The organism is Desnuesiella massiliensis (assembly GCF_001403615.1).
GTDB classification, from domain to species: Bacteria; Bacillota; Clostridia; order Clostridiales; family Clostridiaceae; genus Desnuesiella; species Desnuesiella massiliensis.
Window position 1 is genome coordinate 964,294 of the sequence record NZ_LN879456.1, and the last position, 20,252, is coordinate 984,545.

Genomic DNA, 20,252 nt, shown 5'->3' on the forward strand with positions numbered 1-20,252 from the left:
AAATAATCTAAATAACTTGGGCTATAAAAGCTATTATATTAGAAGCAGGTACTAGTATAAATTGAGCTAGGATACTTCCTAAAATTAAACTAGCCACTATAAAAGTTATGCATTTATTGAAATATACTATGTCACACTCTCCATTTAATACATCATCTGTTAACATGGATATAAATGGATCTATAAAAACAAACATAAGTATGGTAGCTAATCCATTAATTACCGAGGATAAGCTGTTACAAGTGGATCTTAGTTCTGGCATTAAACAACCTGCATAAATTGATGAAAGTATTCCTACAGTACTTATTGAAAAAGCCACTGTATTTAATAATAATATTTTTTTAGGCAACTTTTTAAAATTCTTTAAATAAGACAGATTCTCCTTATTGGGTTTAGTAACACTACTTTTAAACTGCTTAATTCCGGCCTTGGAGAATCCGTGCATTAATAATCTAGGTATGGATCTATGAACGCTAAAAGACTCTACTGCCTTACTAAATAGCTTAATAAAGGTGGGCATTAATAGTGCTCCCACAATACTAGCCAAAGTAACAGAAAATAGAATCCATCTAAATACATAAATTAATTCCTTAGAGGTTCCATCATTAATTGCTAATTCTACAGTTTTACTTAAGAAAGGAGCTTGTATAGAATTAGCAGTTCTAGATATTAAAACAAATACATTAAAAACTGCGAAAGAAACTGCTATTCTTCCTGTCTTAACTCCTACAACTCTTACAGAATAAGCCAAAGTACCTATTACATAAATTATAAAAGTCAGGAAAAGCACTAGTAACACTTCATTTGTCATCCTTATTCCCCCATCTACAAATTCTATTACATTATAATTTATTATAAACAATAAGTGAGCACAAGAAAAGACTTGATGTTTTATGGTGAAAATTCTATTATTTTCATCTAATATTTGAATATATTAATTGGTAGACTAATATTGAAAGATTGTGCTTAATATTTTAGAAAGTGGAGATGCATTAATATGATTCTATCAATTATTTTTATATTTTTATTAGCACTGGTTATAGCCCTATATATTGTTCCTATAAAAGCTGCTATAAACTACAATACTGACAACATAGAGAGTTTTCATGTAATTATTACTTGGCTGAGCTCTATAGTTAAAATAGATGCAATAAAAACAGAAAGAAATGTAACTCTTAAAACATATCTATTTGACAAAAAGATTTTTTCAAGAGAGCTCGCTATTAAATCAGATAAGATTAACAATCTCAGTAATATAAAAAAGCTAAAGCCCTATAATATAAAGCTGAATACTTCATATGGATTTCAAGATCCATCTGTTACAGGAGTTTTTTGCGGGGCTTTAAATCTATTAACTGAGTATTTTCAGGTAGAACAGCTTTATAACAATGCAAATTTCTCTTCAGATTATGACTATATCCATATTAATGCACTGGCTGATTTTAATGCACTATCTTCACTTATAAATTTATTAAAGTAAAAAACACATTTTATTTCCTATTTAGATTCAAGAAATAGAGGAGGATTTAATCATGAACGAAAATACAAATTTTACACAAAACATGGATACATTGTTTTCAGATCTTCAAAATTTTGTAAAAACTGATAGTGTTATTGGTTCCCCTGTAACTGTTGGTGATAAAACCCTAGTTCCTGTTATGTCCGTTACCTTAGGTTATGGAAGCACAGGAATGGCTAAAAAACAACAAAGTGATAATACTAATGCCTCAAATGGTGTTGGACTAGGAGCTAAAATCTCTACAAGTGCAGTAGTAGTAATAGATAAAGACTCCGTATCTATGCTTCCAGTTAACGGAAAAAATAATATGGGTCAATTAATGGATAAACTTCCTCAAGCCTTGACTAGCTTAGGTCAAAATATGATGTCTCAAGGCGCCAATCAAGGACAACAACAGAATCAAATGCAAAACCAACAAAACGCGCAGCAAGGAGCTAGTAATAATCAGCCCCAGACTCCAAATCAACAACCTAAAAAATAATTCAAAAAGCTGGTTATTGATAAACCAGCTTTTCTTTTATACATTCTTAATATGGGATATTTAACTTTTCTAATTGCTCTATAAACTCTTTAAAACTTAATATTCTAGAGGATTCAATAACTATCCTTGCACTTTGCAATAGGAATTTATCTTCTGTTACTAATAAATATTTGTCATTGCTTTTGCAGAAACAAATAAGGTTATAATCATTTGCTGAAATCTTATTCTCATTTATATAATATAAGTTTTTAATAGAGTCGTATTTGATAGAAGAATTATTGGTTTTTTCTTCTAAGTTAATCTCTATATCATCAACTATATGTTCTAATAGTTTTAAAAATCTATTTGATAATACAGGAACGCCATTATAATCTTTAAATTCTTTCTTAGAGACTTCTATGGCTATATTTCGAGTAATTTTAAAATCAACTTCTTTAGTTTTTTCCATAGAGTCAAATAATTTAGGATAAGTATCCCATATTCTAATAACTATATTTGCATCAAGTAAATATTCTTTAATAAGCATAAGTTTTCTCCCTTTATATTATACTTAAAGTTTATGCTTATATTTTTCCTTATTAATAGGGATATCTATTCCTCTATATTGACTTTTTTTCAATTTGTGTATATCTAAAACAATCCATTATATGATCATTAATGAGTCCTGTAGCTTGCAGATGTGAATAAATTATTACAGGACCTAAGAATTTAAACCCTCTCTTTTTTAAATCCTTGCTTATCCTTTCTGATAGCTCACTTTTAGCTGGTGCTTCTGCTTCACTGTTCCATTTATTCACTACTGGTTCAAAGTTTACAAAGCTCCAAATATATTTAGTAAAACTTCCAAATTCCTTTTGAACCTCAATAAATCTTTTAGCATTATTTATAGAAGCTCTAATCTTTTTCTCATTTTTAATAATACCGTCAAAACTCATCAACTCTTTTACTTTTTCTTCATCAAATTCAGCCACTAAATTAACGTCAAAGTTTTCATAGGCTTTTCTATAACCTTCTCTCTTTCTCAAAATAGTTATCCAGCTTAGTCCTGCCTGAGCAGATTCTAAAACCATGAACTCAAAATGCTTTTTATCATCAAAAACCGGCACTCCCCACTCTTCATCATGGTATTTTACATATAGTTCATCTTTTCCACACCAACTACATCTTATCAACTATTATTCCTCCTTAACCCTTTTAATGTTTAAGTATCTCTATCACTTATGCAAAGCTCTTTAAAACCTGTTTCATCACTGTATACTCTAGTAAAAGCTAAACTGCAGACTTCACCTATAACTACCTCTGCGGTGGTATAAATATAGCTTTCTTCTTGCAAGTGTCCACCCACCACCCTACCTTCGGAATCAGCTATGGATATATGCAAATGGCACCCTTCTTGCGATAAGGTTCCTACTAAAGATACAATTTCAAATTTTCCCTTCAGCCTTTTTGTAATGCTTTCCTCTGCTAACCTTATATTAGCGCATTTTAAGCTTCCTACACATGTAATAATAACTCCAGCCTTAATATCATTTTTTAATGTAAAGTCCATTTTTTCTTTTTTCAAATCCCGTCCTGGCTTAAGTCTAAAAGCGTAGTACTTCATATTAACTAGTCCTTTTCTAATAAAAATATTTTTAAGTTATAATTACCTATCTCTAAGCATTATACAATATATTTTCATACTTTTGTAATAATATTGCTATAAAAATTCTTTATCCTTTTTAACCTGGCACATATGTAAGTTATAACATTTTAAGGTATATCATGAGAAATAACTAGTCAGTTTATCAAAAAAACTAACTAGTTATTTCTTGAGCATATCTTATACTAATCTACATAATATTTTTTCACATAAGGCGAAGTCATAGACATCAATAGACAGCCATAATCCATATTGAAATCAATGATATCTCCCACTTCGTACTTATTTTTGCATTGTGTAATATCTAATATTAAATGATCACTGCTTCCCCCAAGTATACTGATGCACTTATCTACAGGCTGCAATCCACTTATACTCACGTCCTGTTTCCCCATAGCTACTATAGCTCTTTTTATGATTCCTCTATCTTGAAAAATAGGTTTCTGACCAAAAGCATCCATACCTATATTTCCTGTGGGGATAGATGGTTTTGATTTTATTTCTATTATTTCTCCTTTTAATATGAAACAGTCCTTATGACAATTAGGAATTGGATTCCCATAGGCAGTTTCTCTTCCTAGTACTATAGCCTCCCCTATCCTTAATTCATTAATACCCTTAGGTATAATATGGTCAAGGATTAAATGAATACTGCTGGAATTTCCTCCTGAAATTATAGGAAGTTCTAAGCCTATAAGCTCTTTTATAGTATCCCTTAACATTATAAGCTTGCCTAAATTATTCTCATCTGGAATAACTCCGCCATAACAAGTAAGGTTAGTACCTAGTCCTTCTAGCCTAATATTATTTAATTTTATTATCTCTTTTACAGTCTCTATTACATCCTTCTCTAAGACGCCTTCTCTTAGATCCCCTACATCTACCATAAGAATTATGCTATGAACTTTTCTTAATCTTCTTGCAGCTAATGAAAGCCGTTTAATGGTTTCAAGCTCAGAATTTAAGCTGATGTCAGAGTATTTAACCACATCTTTAGCATGGCTGCCCATAGGAATTCTTAAAAGCATTTTTTTACAATTTATGTCCTCTAATCTTTTTAAATTTTCTAACCTAGAATCCCCGATCATAGCTACTCCACCTTCTAGCATAACTCTTACTATGGGTTTCTTAGCACAGAAAACCTTTGATACTCCCACCACATGAATTCCTTTTTCATTACAAAGCTTAACTATTTCTTCTGTATTATGTTTAATTTTACCTAAGTTTATTTCTATACAAGGATAATCTCTTTTCATTTCAATTCCCCTTTATAGCATCTAATATTTTAGGCATCTTTGGGCTAATTATCTTTCCCTAGATTCCTAAACTCTTCTTTAATAAAGAAATAGCTGCTTCTTTATTTTCTCGGCTTAGCACTCCAGCACAAGCCATTATATACATACCATCTAAAAGTACTTTAGCTCCTTTTGGGGGAAGCATAGAAATATCTTCTTTCATATACCTGATACCCTTTAGAATCTCTTCCCCAGAACCTAGTCTGGTTAATGCTCCTCCAGTTCCTATGATATATTTAACCTTTGAAAGATCCTTTCCATAGGCAATGAACTTATTTGTACCTCCATAAATTCTTTTTATATAGCCTATATGTCTGTTTATAGCTAGGTTTACTGCTTTTTCTGTAAGTATATTGCTGCACTTAAACTCCTTTTCGCTTAAAGGTATGGCCTTTATATTGTCTTTTATTTCATCCTTAGTTATTTCTTTAAGCTCCCAGTCTGGTATTATTTTAAGAATATTCTCATAGTTTATATATACCCCTAAATCACCTTCTACTGTACGTTTTGCCTTAGGCTCAGGGCTTACTAGTATGTCCAAGATTTCACTATTGCCTTCTGTGACAGAATGTACATCTGTAGTGGCCCCACCTACATCCAAGGTCACTACATCTCCTAGGATTTCATAAATAAGCTTTGTAGCCTCCATTACAGCTCCTGGTGTAGTCATTATAGCCCCTTTTACTAAGCTTTTTATTTTTGACATTCCAGGAGCTTTCACAATGTTTACCTCAAAAGCTTCTTGAATGACCTTTCTAGCTGGCTCCACATTTAGTTCATCTACTCTTGGATATACATTATCAATAATATATAGTTGTTCTTCTTTTAGTATTTCTCTTATTTCTTCTACATTAGCAATATTACCGCAGTAAACAAAGGGCTTTTTAAGCTTTTCATCTCTTAAAAGCTTAGCATTAAATAAAGCTGTATCTCTTTCGCCGTAGTCTGTACCTCCAGATATCATTATGAGGTTTGGATCTATTTCCTTTATTTTTTTAACATCACTTTCCCTTAGTCGTCCTGCTGTCACCATCTTAATTATTCCACCTGCTCCTAGAGCAGCTTCCTTGGCAGCCTTAACTGTCATGGACTCCACTAATCCATGTACAGTAATTCTAAGTCCTCCTGCGGCACTACTGGTGGCAAGCATTTTATCCCAGGTTATGCTTTCCCCTAAATTATTTTCTATTTCGTCTATAGCTCCTTTAAGTCCTATATTTACATCTCCCTCTGATACAGTAGTGCAATGTTTCCCTTGCGCCACAATGGATGGGTTTTCATCTATATTAAAGGCTGTGACTACTGTAGTAGTACTGCCAATTTCAGCAATTAAGTAATCTACTTTCATCATAATCACCTATTATATATTCATTCTTTTTTCAAGTTCTTCCACTATAAAGGTAGCTACATGATGTCCTTTAGAACCTCTACCAAAACCTGCATCCATACCATTTGCTTTAGCTATTTCATCAGTAACCTGCGTTCCCCCGCTTATGAGTATTAATTTATCCCTTACACCCTTTTCAATACACAATTCGCTCAACTTTTTCATATTTTTGATATGAATATCATTATGAGTTATTATAGTACTTGCTAATATAGCCTGAGCTTTAGTTTCAATAGCAGCGTCTATTAATTTTTCTACAGGACAAGAGGTTCCTAAATAAATACACTCTATACCATACTTTTCTATACCTCCGTGCTTTATATCTATAGTTTCTCTTAAGCCTACTGAATGCTCATCTTCTCCTACAGTGGCTGCTACCACTTTTACAGGATTATTATTTATAAACTCTTTAATGACCTCATCTTTAATCACCTTTTTAGGCTCTGGAATTTTTAAGGAGGTTTTATCTACAGGAAAATCTATTCTTCCTTTTATTTCTATTAAAGTGCCCTCGCTTTCCTGCATAACTTGCTTATGGATTACTTCCACATCCTTCAAGTTCATGTTTTTGCCTATTTCTAGGGCCGCTGCCTCGCTTATATATTGATTTTCAGGTATGAACAAAGTAACAGAAACAAAGCCATCCTTCTTCCACTGTACTTCTGGTAATATAGCATCTTCTTCCTTTACTTTCTCCATTCTTACATTTACATTATCTTCTTCATCAAGTTCATTAATATATTTTACCTTTTCATGATGACACAAGGTACATCCGTTTATAGCATCACAGGCTTTTTCAACTCCTTTTGGAAGATTATTATATCCAAAATGAGCACATACTGGAGCAAAATAATCTTCTTCTCTCTCAAATATTGAATCTGAAGCAATTCCTCCATTTATCTTCCTTGCAATTCCATCTCCATTTCTTTCAGGATATTCCCCAGAGTCCACAAAAAATCCAGACTCCACTGCTTTAAAATACCCTCCAGCCTCTAATATTTCCTCTAAAAACAAAACTGCCCTTTCTTTTAACTCTCTAACTTTATCCCTTAAATATCCTTCTTCCTTTAACTCTATCATGTCCATTAATCCATCCATGCCTATTAACGCTTGCTTAGCTGTGTTTATAGCATGAATGTTGTTATAATGCCAAGGTACATTTCTCCCCTCGTCTGGTGTTATAGTACTTTGAATATCTGCAGAGGTCAATTTTGATATTAGTAGATTCAAGGTATGTCCTACTGTTGCCTCTCTTGTACAAGATTCAATATACTTTGTATTCATCTGAGCTCTCATTTTATAATCTTTAAAAAGCTCTCTTAAGGCCACTGCATAAGGTAAATCTATTTTTAGGCACGGTGCTGGTGAAGAGGTTGGTGGCACAGTAGATAAAGCTATATTTTCCTTTCTCATTCCTACCTTCTCTGAGAATTTAGAGTTTATAGCATGTTGTACCATAAGTTCTGGCATTACTTTATAGCCTTTCATAGCAGTGGCATTGGCATTATGAGCTCCATCTATTTGTAGCATATCCGCTGAAGCCATTATTTTTTTTGCAACAGCGGCATCCACAAAGGATCTTATCATATTTATATTTCTATAAAGCACATTATATTGGGGGTCTTGATGTGCACCATTAACTCCTTCTTCTGCAAACATAACAGCTATATCAGGACCTGCTACCCCAGACACATAGGAATGAAAATTTATAGGCCTTCCTACTTCCTCTTCAATTAAGTCTAAGGCTTTTCTTGAGGCTCTAACTTGCTTTCTTGTAATAGGAACCCCTCCTACTCCCTCTGGGGTGCCTTCAATAAGTCCATCGAAATGACTCTGCCCTGCAGTTCTTATGACCATTATATGGTCTGCACCATGCCAGGCAGCCATTCTCATTCTTCTTATATCATCTTCAAACCTTCCTGAGGCTATCTCTGTGGTTATCACCGGAACAGGTTGAGGATCTATTTTATTAAAGCTACGAGCTGCTGGCAGTGATTCACTTTTTAATAATGGTGCGGATAATTCACTATATTGAAATTCCCCTAATTCACCACTATAAGGCTCTCTCCAATGCCATCCTCTTCTTTTTGGTGAATATTTATCTAAATCCTTTAGTATTTCTCTTATATCAAGTTTTTTGTTTTGCTCTAGCATCATATTTCACCTCTCATCTTCCCCTTTACTTTTCCCCAACCATCACCATTAGCCAAAGCCTCACCAGCTTTTAAATAATGTAAATTTTCCATGTTAGCATAGGTAATCACTACATTGCCCATGCCTTTACCCATCAGCCCCCATTTAATCCCTTCTTTAACTATACTTTCGGCTTCCATACTAGAGAACCCCATTCTTAATAACACAGATCGCTCAATAGAAGGAGAAGTATGAGTTTCTGCTAGTTCTACTAAAGGTTTTACTATTTCTTCTGTAAGACTCCAAAACTCATTAAATAATTCTTCATCACTTAAATTAGCTAAGTGTTCTCTTCTTTTTTCAAAATCATCAATTCTTTTCATATTATACCCCTACTCTACTAATATTTTTAATTCTGATAATATAGCCAGAATCTTCTGTTTATCTAATTTAGTTTCTTCACATAAAAAATCCACATCCTTATGCTCTATAATACTTGTTTTCAATGATTTTAATGCATTTACTATATAGGATTTTCTGTAATGATCTAAATCCATTTCTTTCACAAAGAGTTTTGAAGGATGTGAAGGCAATATTATATTTTTACCTGGCACTTCCTCCCTAGGATCTCCTATCTTTATTTCTATATTATTCTTCCTAGCAAAACTAAGCTGAGGAAGCACATGTTTTCCTGCACCAGTATATTCTGTTTCCTGAACCACTATAATATCCTCATCCTCTAGCTGCTGTGCTAAAACAAAAGCTGCCGCTAAGGAAGTATTTCCTGCTGGTCCTCTTTCTAAGCCTTCTATTTGAGCTAATAGTTCCGTCATATAAAATACCTCACCTTGACTTACTGTAACATATCTGTCCAAATACCTTAAAGGTCTAGCAGCGCTTCTTGGAACATCAGACCGGTCTGGCATTGTCATAAATGGAATGCCGAAACCTGTATGTCCAGTAGTAAAGGATTTTCTATTAAAATCAATATCTGAGGCCATATGAAGCCCTGTTAAATCTACTGAAGCAGCTATTATCTGGGTATCCTTAGCTCCAGCCTTCCTTAGTCCTCTTGCAGTCCCTGTAGTATTACCTCCTCCAGCATGGGTACTGATTACAGCTGCAGGATCTTTTCCAAAAATCTCTCTACATTGTTCAGCAATCTCATAACCCAAAGTTTCTACTCCAGCTATACCATATATTGAATATAATGAAGCATTATAATATCCTGTGTCTTCTAATATTTTTAAGAAAGCATAAAACAACTCTGGTCCCAAGGTTAATCTTAAAACTTCTGCTCCTAAATTCTCACACTTTCTATTTTTTTCTAGTATCTCCGGTTGGCCAATCTTCTTAGAATCATAACATTCCTGAACTATGATGCAATCTAATCCTCTAATAGCCGCTTGAGAAGCTACCGCAGCACCATAATTTCCTGAGGTAGCAGAGGCTACTCCCTTAAATCCACTCTCTTTTGCATGAAATAAAGATACAGAGGCTCTTCTATCTTTAAAACTTCCTGATGGATTGCAGCTCTCATCCTTAACTATTATCCTAGCAGCCTTACCAGTATTAGATAGCTTTCTAGCTAAATTAGTCAAATTTTTTAGTTCAAGTAAAGGTGTATTTCCTACCCCAACCTCCCTTTGTATCTCTCTTACGTCATTTAAGCTATATCCTGTATCTCTCATCATCTGTTCATAATCAAAGGATAATTTTCCTCTTTCATATTTATCATAATCAATGCCTACAGATTTTAAGATTATCTCTCTTTTTCTATCCATTAGCTCTTCATATTTATTCATACTATCCCCCTAGTCCACTCTTCTGAGAATTTCCTTAGCCTGTTTACCTATATACAAAAGCTCTGGAATGAAATCTCCAAAGTCATGAGAGTATTTAGGATTTAGTTCTGTAACAACTCCAATGATTTTTCTTCCTACTATGGTTTCTATTTCTATTTCATCTCCAACATCGCAACCCTTCAAAGCAAAGCCTTTCGCCCACATCTTAAGAGGAGTTTTTTTTGTTTCTTCAGGAATATTAACTGCTCTATCTTCTGCCTCAAGCACAGTGGTAACAATTTCAACCCAACTACCTTTAGTAATCAATTAAATCATCTCCTATTTTAATAAGTTCTTATAATATTCAACCTGCTCCTGGAAACTATTTTCTATAGCATGAGGAAGTGGTAAATCTACCATAGTCTTTAATCCTGGACTACTAGCAATAACCTGAGGTATCATATTTACAGCTAAAGCCATGGTGCCTATACCTCCTGGAGTTTCAGGCTTAATGCATAGACTCAAATTTGGTTCTCCTTCAATCTCTATATAATCACCAGTGTTTACACTTTCTAGCTGAGGATGGATTTGTTGAGGATGTTCCATGGTTATTACTGCTTTTCCATCCTTCATTCCATAACCTATATGCTTACAACCAGCTACCATACCTGGTTCTACTATTACACAAGAAGTCTCTCTATGAGTTTTTGAAATAATAGGTTCTCGTGTTTCTACCACTTCATCTATTTCAATACCTAAAGCTTTAGCTACCATAGGAATAGATTGTTGGAATCCCACATGCCCTACAATAGTTCCTTCTTCTAATCCTCTATTAAATTCCTCTACAGTAGTTCCTACCCCCTGAGTTCTCATAACGGTAGCTCCAAAAGGTGACAAATCATTTATTCTTGTAGCTTTAATGCTTTTAATCCTCCTACAAGCCGCTGACAAGACCACCACTAAAGTATCTAATACAAAGCCTGGATTTACCCCTGTGCCTAAAATTGTTACTTCATTTTCCTTTGCTATTTTTTCCATTTCTTCAGATAACTCTTTTTCTATAATATATGGATAAGCCATCTCCTCGGCTATAGTAATACAATTTTTACCACTCTCTACTATAGTTTTAATGTAAGGGTAAACATTTCTCACAAAGGAATCTATAGCTAGGAGTACTATATCGGCTTCTTTTTCTTTTATTGTATTCTTAAAATCTGATGTTACTATAATTCCAGTGCCTTCATTAAAACTGATAACCTCCCCTAAATCCTTACCTACTTTTTCATTATTACTGTCAATAGCGGCTACAATTTCTACTCCCTTTTTTTCTAGTAGCATCCTAGCCATACCGCTTCCCATAGCTCCTAATCCACATAAAATAACCTTAATATTTTTCATAAATATCCCCCTTTTATATAAATCATAGATGAAATTATTTACATTTTCTTGAAAATATATATAGCAACTACCATGCCAAAGAGAACATTTATTATTATGCAGAATAGTTGAGTATTACTTATATCTATACAAATATTTTCATACAAAAAAAGTAAAAAAGCTTACTGCAAATTTTTTTGCGGTAAGCTTTAACTAAAATTCTTCTTATTATCTATTTTAGAATATTCTTAATATTGCATCTATATTTTATGTGCAAATTTTTTTGCATCTACAGCCTAATTTATAGCAGTTTGTATTTTTTAATTTTATACTGAAGATTTTGTCTTGATATTTTTAATATTTCAGAAGCTTTAGTTATATTTCCCTTTGTGTTCTTCAGTACTTCTTTAATTATTTTGTATTCTACATTTTCTAAATAATCCTGCAAAGCTAGCCTGCTTTCTAGAAACCCCCTGTCTTGCACATATAATTTTTCTTCTTTTTTTAGTATATGAATTTCAAAATGTTCTTTCTTTAACATGGGTATATTATCATCCACCATGTTTATGGCTGACTCTATCATATTTTTAAGCTCCCTTACATTTCCAGGCCAATTATAATCTATAAATTGCTTTAAAACCCCTTCATCAATATTAAGAATATTTTTTCCTAATATTCTATTATAATAGTCAATAAAATGACTTATAAGCACTGATATATCATCTTTTCTATCTCTTAAAGGAGGAATATTTATTTTTACTACGCTAAGTCTATAATAAAAATCTTTTCTTAAATTTCCTTCTTTTATAAGCTTATCTGGCCTTTCATTTAAGGTAGCTATTACTCTTACATCTATTTCTATATCCTTATTACTTCCTAAGGGTCTTATATACCCTTCCTGTAAAACTCTTAAAAGTTTTGATTGCAGAGAGGGGTTCATAGAATTTATTTCATCTAACAATATAGTGCCTCTATGAGCCTCTTCAAATAGTCCTTTTCTATTTTCTGCTCCAGTAAAACTCCCCTTTACAGTTCCAAAAAGTATACCTTCTAGCAGCTCACTGGGTATTGCGGCGCAATTAATAGCTATAAAAGGCCCTTTGCTTCTTGTACCATTGTAATGCATACTTTGTGCAAAAAGCTCCTTGCCACAGCCTGTTTCTCCATAAATCAACACAGAGGAATTAGTTAATGCTGCTTTCATAGCTTTATTTATTTCTTTTTTCATACTGTCATTTTCAGTTATTATATCCTTAAATCTATAATGCTCTTTTTTAGTTTTATTTAAATTTTCTAATTTACATATTTTCTCACTAAGTTCTTTTAATTGAGTCATATCCTTGGAAATCTCAATGGCGGCCACAATGCTATCCCTAACCATTACTGGTACTGTGGTATTTATGGTGATGATGTCTTTCCTAATTTCACCTTTATATTTTTGAATAACATCCTCATAACTTTTTTTATTTTTTAAGGCATTCATCAAAGTAGAATTATTTTCATCTAGCCCTTTCACCACATCAACTACCTTTTTCCCCAGTACTTTTTCAGGTTTTAATCCCTCAATACGTCCCATAGCCTCATTATAATATATGGTTTTTCCATCCTTGTCTACTACATGAATACCCACTTCTAAATGATTGATTAGTTGCTTTAAAATCTCCTCTTCTCCGCTCATAAACTTACCCCCTATAAGAAAAAAGCGACTTCCGTCGCTTTTTTTGAATTCACAGTTCACAATGCACAATGCACAATTGAGGAGGATTTTTCTACCTTACTCTACGAAAAATCTAAATTTATAATTTTAATGGCTTTAACCATAAAAAAGTCGTGGCTAAGCATTTAGCCACGCTTTATAAATTCCTAATTTTTTCATAGCGCCAGCTGAGAAAAAATTTCCTTCATTGTGAATTATGCTATGTGCATTGTTCATTTAAAAAGTCTACAGAATGCCTATAGCCTTTTAATAAAAATTATCTTCGTAATTTTTATTTATTATACAAAGGATACTTCTTACATATTTCTATTACCTTAGCTCTTACTGAGGATAAATCACTTTCTCTATTCTCAATAACATAATTAATTAAAGAAGCAACTTCCTTCATGTCCTCTTCATTAAAGCCCCTGGTAGTAACAGCTGGTGTTCCTATTCTTATTCCACTGGTTACAAAAGGACTTAATTTTTCGAAAGGAACTGTATTTTTATTAACAGTAATTCCTACACTATCAAGTAATTTTTCAGCATCCTTTCCAGTTATATTTTTATTTGATAAATCAACTAATATTAAGTGATTATCAGTACCGCCAGAAACTAATTTAAATCCATACTTTTGTAATTCCTCACCTAATACTCTTGCATTGTTTACCACTGCATGCATGTATTCTTTGTAGTTTTCTTGAAGTGCTTCTTCAAAACATACTGCCTTAGCCGCAATAACATGCATTAAAGGTCCTCCTTGCATTCCAGGGAATATTGTCTTATCAATATCCTTTGCATATTTTTCTTTGCATAATATTGCCCCGCCTCTTGGCCCTCTTAGGGTTTTATGAGTAGTTGTAGTTACAAAATCAGCATAAGGTACTGGAGATGGATGAACTCCTGCAGCTACTAATCCAGCAATGTGAGCCATGTCTACCATGAAATAAGCTCCTACCTCTTCTGCTATATCCTTAAACTTTTTAAAGTCTATTACTCTTGAATAAGCACTAGCACCAGCTACAATCATTCTTGGCTTATGTTCTAAAGCTAATCTTCTAACTTCTTCATAATCAATAGTCTCAGTGCTTTCATCTACTCCATAAGATACAAAGTTGAATAATTTTCCTGAGAAGTTTACTGGACTTCCATGAGTCAAATGTCCTCCATGACTCAAATTCATTCCTAACACAGTATCCCCTGGATTAAGCACTGCAAAGTAAACTCCCATATTAGCTTGTGAACCAGAGTGAGGTTGTACATTAGCATGCTCTGCATTAAATAGTTTTTTTAGTCTTTCTCTAGCTAAATCCTCAACTTTATCTACTACCTCACAACCGCCATAATATCTCTTATGAGGGTATCCTTCAGCATATTTATTTGTTAGTGGTGAACCCATAGCCTCCATTACAGCTATACTGGTAAAGTTTTCTGAAGCGATTAACTCTATATTATACTCTTGCCTATTAATCTCTTCATTAATTATATCTAATACCTGATGATCAACCTTTTTAATATGATCAAAATTCATAAAATACCCCTCCTAAATTAAAATTAATCCTATGTTGTTATAATATAAATTATAACATACACTATAAATTATAAATACCTTATAATTTATAATCAACAAAATTAGATAAAAAATCAAAATTATTTTAATTTTCAGAATGGATATTTGAGAATAAAATATATGATATAATACCCTATGAAATACAAAATACTAAAACTTTCATATAAAATCCATAGTGTTTAAATTTACTATGGTTATATATTAATTTTTTTATAAAATATAGTGAGGTTAAAAATGGATATTAATAAGGTTCTTCATATGGCCACAGAGGCAGGTAAAATTATACTGGAAAATGGCGGAGAAACTTATAGGGTTGAGGAAACTATTTTAAGAATTTGCTCCGCTTACAATATTAAGGCTGCTGAAAGTTATGTAACTACCACAGGAATTATGGTTTCTGTATCAGATGTTTACGGTAACACTATTTCTTTAGTTAAAAGGGTGAGAAAAAGAACCGTAGACTTAGAAAAAATATCTAAAGTAAATGATTTATCAAGAAGCATAAAAACAAAAGGATTAACTACTGATGAAGTTATTGAAGAGTTAAGAGTTATTAGTAGTGCTGAAAGATATGATATTAAGACTACACTTTTCTTTGCATCTATAGTAGCCTCCTTTTTTACTGTTTTATTTGGTGGTTCTTGGCCAGATTTTATTTCTTCCTTTTTTATAGGCGGTATAATAAAACTCATGACTATTTATGCATCCAAATTTGATATTAACGACTTTTTTGTAAATATACTAGGCGGAATAATTGCAGCTTCCCTTGCTATATTATCTGTTAGATTAGGTTTATCTCATAGCATTGACAAGATAATTATAGGCTCTATAATGCTACTAGTTCCTGGTATTGCTATAACTAATGCTATAAGAGATACAATCTCTGGAGACTTAGTAGCAGGTTTAGCTAGAACCCTTGAGGCTTTTTTAATCGCTAGTGGCATTGCAATTGGTACAGGTATTATATTAAGGTTATGGATAAGCTACTCTGGAGGTATGTAAAATGATACTTAATTCTCTTTATGCCTTTTTTGCTACTTTAGGATTTGGAATTTTGTTTAATATAAAAGGTCGAAATTTAATTTTTGCATCTATTGGAGGATCTATTGGTTGGTTTTTCTATGCCTTATTTCTAAAGTTAAATTGCTCTGAAGTTACTGCATTATTTCTTTCCTCCGTAGCCTTTAGCAGTTACTCTGAAATAATGGCTAGAGTGTTAAAGACTCCTGTGACTACTTTTGTTATTTGTGCCTTAATACCCTTAGTGCCAGGAGGTGGAATGTACTATACTATGCTAGAAATCATTCAAGGAAATCCTGCTAAAGCTATGGATACAGGCTTAAATACTTTAAGCAGTGCTGGTTCCTTAGCTGTGGGAATCATCTTTGTTTCTTCTATTTCAAGACTGATAAGCGTAGCTAAGAATTACAAATTTAGAGAAAATAAAAACACATTATAATTCTATAATGTGTTTTTATGCTTTTATATATAGTCCCATGCCTTATTCCTCTTAACTATTTTAGAAACATAAGCAAAGTATCTACAAGCTGTTCAATTTTTTTATTATTTTCATCCGTATCCTCAATGCCCATGCAATTTCTGGCATAGTTCTCTAGCATTAGTCCTCCTACTTTATTTATTGCTGCTCTCACTGCAGCAATCTGGACTAGCATATCCTTACAGCACACTTCTTTATCAACCATATTTTGAATGCCTTTTACTTGTCCTTCTATCCTTCTTAGCCTAACTAACATATCCTTTTTTAAGGCTTCACTTTTTTCATCCATGAATTTCACTCCTTATACCTATACCCCGTATGTATTATACCCATTATAACATCTTTCTATGCGTATTTCAACAAATAATACAGGGAAATAAGTTCAATGGTTAACTCATACATGCACCATAATGGCTTAAAGATACCATTTAGGAACATGCACTAAGTTAAGCCTTACCCTTATTTCCCTTTAGATAATGCATTTTCTACTACCTGCTAAATACTTAGATAACGGAAGATGCATTGCTATATTTTTTTATATTAATTTTCCTTTTGTTCCTTAGGCTCAAGTATTCCTATGCCTAGCTCAGTTAACTGAGCTTCATCTACAGTATTTGGTGCTTCTGTCATTGGACAGAAAGCATTTTGATTTTTAGGGAATGCAATTACATCCTTTATATTATCTGTACCAGAAAGGAACATTACCATTCTATCAAATCCAAAGGCTAATCCTCCATGTGGTGGTGGTCCATATTTAAAGGCTTCTAGCAAGAATCCGAACCTTTCCCAAGCTTTTTCCTTAGTGAACCCTAGCACATTAAACATCTTTTCTTGAAGGCTAGAATCATGTATTCTTATACTTCCTCCTCCAAGTTCTTCTCCATTCAGCACCATATCATAGGCTTTAGCTCTAACTCTTCCTGGATCTGTTTCTAAATACTGAATATCTTCATCCATTGGACTTGTAAATGGATGGTGAGCTGCTTGGTACCTATTTTCCTCTTCATTAAACTCTACTAGTGGGAATTCTGTAACCCATAAGAATTTAAATTTTTTATTGTCCTTTAAAAGCTCTAGTTTCTTTGCTAATTCAAGTCTTAACGCTCCTAAGGATTGAAAAACTACACTATTTTTATCAGCTACTATTAGTATTAAGTCTCCGACACTAGCATCACATTTATTTAAAATCTCTTTAAGTTCATGCTCTTTTAAGAATTTAGAAATTGGAGATTTAACTTCATCCTCTTTATAAGCAATCCATGCAAGACCCTTAGCCTTATAGGTTTTAACAAATTCGCCTAAGCGGTCAATATCTTTTCTTCCCATAGAAGCTCCGTTTTTTACACAGATAGCTCTAACAGAACCTCCTATATTTAGGGCATCTGCAAAAACTTTAAAATCTACATTTTTAACACTTTCAGTTAAATCGATTATTTCCATACCAAATCTTATGTCTGGTTTATCGCTACCATACTTCTCCATAGCTTCTTTATAGGGCATTCTTCTAAAAGGTATTTCCACATCTACATCTAAAACTTGTTTAAAAACATAGGATATTAATCTTTCATTTAAACTTATTACATCATCAGCTTCTACGAAAGACATTTCTAAATCCACTTGAGTAAATTCTGGCTGTCTATTTGCTCTTAAATCTTCATCTCTAAAGCACTTTACAATTTGGAAGTACCTATCAAATCCAGACACCATCAATAATTGCTTAAATAATTGTGGAGATTGTGGCAAGGCGTAGAACATTCCTGGATAATTTCTACTAGGAACTAAATAATCCCTTGCTCCCTCTGGAGTACTTTTTGTAAGCATGGGTGTTTCAACCTCTAGGAAACTTTCCTTATCCAAAAAGTCTCTTAGTGCCTTTGCAGCCTTGTGCCTTATTTTAAATATATTCTGCATATCAGGTCTTCTTAAATCCAAATATCTATATTTTAATCTGATGGCTTCTGCAGCATCTAAATTTTCCTTTATGTATATAGGTGGAGTCTCTGATTCTGAAAGTATTTTTATACTGATTCCTTTTAGCTCTACCATACCTGTTGGCATATTAGGATTTACTGCTTCTCTTTTTACTAATTCCCCTGTTACTGCAATACAATACTCTGATCTAACACCATCTGCCTTTTCAAAGGCTTCTTTATTAATTTCTTCTCCAAAAACTACCTGTAAAATTCCGTTTAAGTCTCTTAAATCCACAAAAATCAATCCACCTAGATTTCTCTTTCTTTGAACCCAACCCATAACGGTAAATTGCATTCCAATGTGTTCTTCACGCAAATCGCCACATTTTATTGTTCTTTTTAAACCACTTAGTGATTCACCCATTAATCTTTCCTCCTGATCATAATAATTTCAAGGAATATCTATGGTGTCATTAATAAATAAGATATCCCTATTTTATAAATATAAAATACTAATATAAAGTATTTAACAGCTGAATTTTTTTATAAATCATTTCATCAATTCTATTAATATACTCTCTTACATCCTTAACATTAGCATATCTTTCAATCCTATTCTCTTCTAAGAAAACCACCTTCGATATAGCATCAGCACCTAAAGCTACTATAGTTTGTTTCTCCTCTATTATTTGTATATTATAGATACATTCCTTACCTACTTTAGCATATCCTACATTCTCCATATTACCTACCATATTTTTTTGTCTATACATATAATATGGTACCATATCTAATTCCTTAGCTAATTCCTTAGTTTTTTCATACATTGAATTTAAAACTATCTGATTAGGCATAGAATATTTTTTTTCTAAGCATATATCTTCATAAAGCCTAGAGGCTCTTTTTATGGAAAGCCCATGTACAGTAAGGCTGTCTGGCTTTAAAGCTGAAATCTCATTACAGGTATTTTCTAAATAACTTGTATTTTCTCCTGGTAGTCCCACAATTATATCCATATTAATATTATCAAAACCTAAGGATCTTGCCAAATTAAATTTTTCTACTACCTCTTGCACCTTGTGCATTCTTCCTATAGATAAAAGCGTATCCTCATTCATAGTTTGTGGATTTATACTTATTCTAGTAACACCAGCTTCCTTCATGGCAAGTAATTTACCTTCTGTAATGCTATCTGGCCTTCCGCATTCTACCGTAAATTCTTTAAAATTGCTACGCTTTACAAAGTTATCATTTATAACTTCCATCAAAGCTTTAAAGTCTTCATCCTCAATAGCTGTAGGTGTTCCACCGCCAAAATATATATTTTCAACATTAATATCTTTTCCCTTTATATATTTTGAAAGTTCCTCTATTTCCTTCTTTAAAGCATTCAAATAAGGCTCTACTAGCTTTTTATTGGCTTTAATAGGATTTGACGCAAAAGAACAATACAAGCATCTAGTTGGGCAAAAAGGCATACCTATGTATAAGCTTATATTATGTTTTTCGTTATTAACAAAAGCCTTCTCATATCTTGCTACGTCAATACAAAGCTTTGCCTTTTCACTGCTGGTAAGAAAATGAGTTTTAAAGTAATCAGTTATATATTCCTCTGTAAATCCCTTTTCAATAAGATTTAATGCTATTTTACTTGGTCTTATACCTAGAAGAGTTCCCCAAGGATGAATAGTACTAGTAGTTTCAGACAAGTATAAATAAAAATATTTTTTTATCTGTTCTTTTATAGAAATCTCATCCTCTATACAAAATTCTTTTAAATTTTTATTATTTGAAGAACATATTACAATAGCATAATTTTTTACGTCTATCTTAAAATCATACTCTTCTTCTATAAATTTAATATCTTTAAATGAAAAAAATAGATTTGCAATTTGAAAAATTTCATATCTATATTTCATGTCATTTAACTTAATCTTTATTTCCATGATTACTCCTA

20 protein-coding genes are annotated in these 20,252 nt (G+C 32.7%); 4 read left to right on the plus strand and 16 right to left on the minus strand.

What is annotated here, in order from left to right; all coding sequences use genetic code 11:
* Positions 1-7: 7 nt before the first annotated feature.
* Positions 8-811, minus strand: a complete 804-nt coding sequence (locus BN2665_RS15440) for a lipid II flippase Amj family protein (protein WP_055667989.1) — start codon at positions 809-811, stop codon at positions 8-10.
* Between the two features lie 186 nt (positions 812-997).
* Between BN2665_RS15440 and BN2665_RS15445 the strand changes: the two genes are divergently transcribed.
* The gene (locus tag BN2665_RS15445) at positions 998-1,480 is read left to right on the plus strand and encodes a hypothetical protein (RefSeq protein ID WP_055667990.1); all 483 of its coding nucleotides are present in this window, start codon (positions 998-1,000) and stop codon (positions 1,478-1,480) included.
* A 52-nt stretch (positions 1,481-1,532) separates the two neighbouring features.
* Positions 1,533-2,000, plus strand: a complete 468-nt coding sequence (locus tag BN2665_RS15450) for a GerW family sporulation protein (protein ID WP_055667991.1) — start codon at positions 1,533-1,535, stop codon at positions 1,998-2,000.
* Between the two features lie 46 nt (positions 2,001-2,046).
* Here the strand turns inward: BN2665_RS15450 and BN2665_RS15455 are convergent, their stop codons facing one another.
* The 12 genes from BN2665_RS15455 to BN2665_RS15510 form a co-directional block, all read right to left on the minus strand.
* The gene (locus tag BN2665_RS15455; protein WP_055667992.1) at positions 2,047-2,526 is read right to left on the minus strand and encodes a PIN domain-containing protein; all 480 of its coding nucleotides are present in this window, start codon (positions 2,524-2,526) and stop codon (positions 2,047-2,049) included.
* A 73-nt stretch (positions 2,527-2,599) separates the two neighbouring features.
* Positions 2,600-3,172, minus strand: coding sequence for a DNA-3-methyladenine glycosylase I (locus BN2665_RS15460; RefSeq protein ID WP_055667993.1), 573 nt, complete (start codon positions 3,170-3,172; stop codon positions 2,600-2,602).
* Between the two features lie 29 nt (positions 3,173-3,201).
* Positions 3,202-3,603 carry a PPC domain-containing DNA-binding protein gene (locus BN2665_RS15465; protein ID WP_055667994.1) on the minus strand — a complete coding sequence of 134 codons (402 nt, stop codon included), beginning with the start codon at positions 3,601-3,603 and terminating at the stop codon, positions 3,202-3,204.
* 224 nt (positions 3,604-3,827) lie between these two features.
* Positions 3,828-4,898, minus strand: coding sequence for an ornithine racemase Orr (orr, locus tag BN2665_RS15470; RefSeq protein ID WP_055667995.1), 1,071 nt, complete (start codon positions 4,896-4,898; stop codon positions 3,828-3,830).
* 58 nt (positions 4,899-4,956) lie between these two features.
* Entirely contained in the window at positions 4,957-6,285 is a 1,329-nt protein-coding gene (locus BN2665_RS15475; protein WP_055667996.1) for a GlmL-related ornithine degradation protein, read from the minus strand.
* A gap of 12 nt (positions 6,286-6,297) precedes the next feature.
* Positions 6,298-8,481, minus strand: a complete 2,184-nt coding sequence (oraE, locus tag BN2665_RS15480) for a D-ornithine 4,5-aminomutase subunit OraE (RefSeq protein ID WP_055667997.1) — start codon at positions 8,479-8,481, stop codon at positions 6,298-6,300.
* A complete protein-coding gene (locus tag BN2665_RS15485; RefSeq protein WP_055667998.1) occupies positions 8,478-8,840 on the minus strand; it encodes an ornithine aminomutase subunit alpha in 363 nt (120 codons plus the stop codon). The genes oraE and BN2665_RS15485 overlap by 4 nt, the downstream gene beginning before the upstream one ends.
* 9 nt (positions 8,841-8,849) lie before the next feature.
* Positions 8,850-10,262, minus strand: coding sequence for a 2-amino-4-oxopentanoate thiolase subunit OrtB (gene ortB, locus BN2665_RS15490; RefSeq protein ID WP_055667999.1), 1,413 nt, complete (start codon positions 10,260-10,262; stop codon positions 8,850-8,852).
* A gap of 9 nt (positions 10,263-10,271) precedes the next feature.
* A complete protein-coding gene (ortA, locus tag BN2665_RS15495; protein ID WP_055668000.1) occupies positions 10,272-10,568 on the minus strand; it encodes a 2-amino-4-oxopentanoate thiolase subunit OrtA in 297 nt (98 codons plus the stop codon).
* Between the two features lie 12 nt (positions 10,569-10,580).
* The gene (gene ord, locus BN2665_RS15500; RefSeq protein WP_055668001.1) at positions 10,581-11,639 is read right to left on the minus strand and encodes a 2,4-diaminopentanoate dehydrogenase; all 1,059 of its coding nucleotides are present in this window, start codon (positions 11,637-11,639) and stop codon (positions 10,581-10,583) included.
* A gap of 280 nt (positions 11,640-11,919) precedes the next feature.
* Positions 11,920-13,296, minus strand: coding sequence for a sigma-54 interaction domain-containing protein (locus tag BN2665_RS15505; protein ID WP_055668002.1), 1,377 nt, complete (start codon positions 13,294-13,296; stop codon positions 11,920-11,922).
* Between the two features lie 310 nt (positions 13,297-13,606).
* A complete protein-coding gene (locus tag BN2665_RS15510) occupies positions 13,607-14,845 on the minus strand; it encodes a serine hydroxymethyltransferase (RefSeq protein ID WP_055668003.1) in 1,239 nt (412 codons plus the stop codon).
* Between the two features lie 273 nt (positions 14,846-15,118).
* Between BN2665_RS15510 and BN2665_RS15515 the strand changes: the two genes are divergently transcribed.
* A complete protein-coding gene (locus tag BN2665_RS15515; protein WP_055668004.1) occupies positions 15,119-15,886 on the plus strand; it encodes a threonine/serine exporter family protein in 768 nt (255 codons plus the stop codon).
* A 1-nt stretch (position 15,887) separates the two neighbouring features.
* Positions 15,888-16,343, plus strand: coding sequence for a threonine/serine exporter family protein (locus BN2665_RS15520; RefSeq protein WP_055668005.1), 456 nt, complete (start codon positions 15,888-15,890; stop codon positions 16,341-16,343).
* 55 nt (positions 16,344-16,398) lie between these two features.
* Here BN2665_RS15520 and BN2665_RS15525 read toward each other — a convergent pair whose 3' ends face one another.
* From BN2665_RS15525 to BN2665_RS15535, 3 genes are all read right to left on the minus strand, one after another.
* Positions 16,399-16,671, minus strand: coding sequence for a metal-sensitive transcriptional regulator (locus BN2665_RS15525; protein ID WP_055668006.1), 273 nt, complete (start codon positions 16,669-16,671; stop codon positions 16,399-16,401).
* Between the two features lie 251 nt (positions 16,672-16,922).
* Positions 16,923-18,719 carry an aspartate--tRNA ligase gene (aspS, locus tag BN2665_RS15530; protein ID WP_055668007.1) on the minus strand — a complete coding sequence of 599 codons (1,797 nt, stop codon included), beginning with the start codon at positions 18,717-18,719 and terminating at the stop codon, positions 16,923-16,925.
* An 88-nt stretch (positions 18,720-18,807) separates the two neighbouring features.
* Positions 18,808-20,241 carry a coproporphyrinogen III oxidase gene (locus BN2665_RS15535; RefSeq protein ID WP_055668008.1) on the minus strand — a complete coding sequence of 478 codons (1,434 nt, stop codon included), beginning with the start codon at positions 20,239-20,241 and terminating at the stop codon, positions 18,808-18,810.
* Positions 20,242-20,252 lie beyond the last annotated feature (11 nt).